Genomic DNA, 1,362 nt, shown 5'->3' with positions numbered 1-1,362 from the left:
GGTGACGCATAATTTCTTTCGCAAATTGACAACCGCATAGCGGAACACGGCCCGCGCCCCGTCATATGATTTCTAGCGGCTAAACAACAAATCAACGACGAAAGGGGCACGGGCCGTGTCTGCGAACATCGTAACAGTCGACGAGGAGTCGCTGCGCAAGGACATAAAGAATCTGGTGAGGAAGACCGTCGAGGAGACGCTCAACGCGCTGCTCGACGAGGAGGCGTCCGAGCTCGTAGGGGCCGGGCGCTACGAGAGGACGGCAGGCCGGGAGGCATACCGCAGCGGCCACTACGCGAGAAAGCTCGTCACCGGGGCAGGAGAGGTCGAGCTCAACGTGCCGAAGCTGCGCGGCGCGACCTTCCAGACGGCCGTTATCGAGCGCTACCGCAGGCGCGAGACTTCGGTCGAGGAGGCCATCGTCGAGATGTACCTCGCGGGCGTCTCGACCAGGAGAATCGAGGACGTCTCCGAACTCCTCTGGGGAGCGCCCGTGTCCTCCGGCACCGTCTCCAACCTCAACGAGAAGGCGTTCGCGTCCATCGAGGCCTGGCGCCAGAGGCCGCTCGAGGGCGATTACCCTTACGTTTTCGTCGACGGCATCTACCTCAAGCGCAGCTGGGGAGGGTCCTACGAGAACGTGGCCGTTCTGGTGGCCATCGGCGTCAACTCCACCGGCGACCGGGAGGTCATCGGCTGCGCGGAGGGCTACACCGAGTCGGCGGACTCGTGGCGCGAGTTCTTCTCGTGGCTCAGGGGGCGCGGGCTCTCCGGCGTGCGGCTCGTCACCGGCGACAAGTGCGCGGGGATGCTCGGTGCGCTCGAGGAGGTGTTCCCCGGGGCACGCTACCAGCGCTGCACGGTCCACTTCTACCGAAACGTGTTGGGAAGGGTGCCCGTGACCAGGAGGAAGGCCGTGGCGCGCATGCTGAAGGCGATTCACGCGCAGGAATCGCGCGAGGCGTGCTCGAGGAAGGCGGCGGAGGTGGCGGACGAGCTGGACGGGATGAGGCTCGGCGCGGCCGCGAGGACGGTGCGCGACGGCTTCTCCGAGACTCTCGCCTACACGGACTTCCCGCCGGAGCACTGGCGCAGAATCAGGACCAATAACGGTATCGAGCGCATCAACCGCGAGATCAGGCGGAGGACGAGAGTCGTAGGGACCTTCCCGGACGGCAACTCGGCCCTGATGCTGGTGACGGCGAGGCTGAAGTACATCGTGGAGCACGAATGGGGCAAGAGGAGGTACCTGGACATGTCGAAGCTGGAGGAGATGGACGAGCTGAGCAAGAAGGCGGAGGGCTAGAGCAAGGCGGGGCCGAGGCCGCCTCGATCAATTTGCGAAAGAATCTTGACGGTACC

At 64.7% G+C, this 1,362-nt stretch carries 1 protein-coding gene; it reads left to right on the top strand.

The window, feature by feature from the left end:
* The first annotated feature begins 115 nt into the window (after nucleotides 1-115).
* On the top strand, nucleotides 116-1,306 hold the full coding sequence (locus PMX70_RS10105) for an IS256 family transposase (RefSeq protein ID WP_117648577.1): 1,191 nt from the start codon (nucleotides 116-118) through the stop codon (nucleotides 1,304-1,306).
* The last annotated feature ends 56 nt before the right edge of the window (nucleotides 1,307-1,362 follow it).

It is taken from the genome of Collinsella aerofaciens (genome assembly GCF_028206795.1).
Lineage (GTDB): Bacteria > Actinomycetota > Coriobacteriia > Coriobacteriales > Coriobacteriaceae > Collinsella > Collinsella aerofaciens_AX.
The sequence above is the reverse complement of the archived record's forward strand: the minus strand, read 5'-3'. Positions and strand labels throughout refer to the sequence as shown.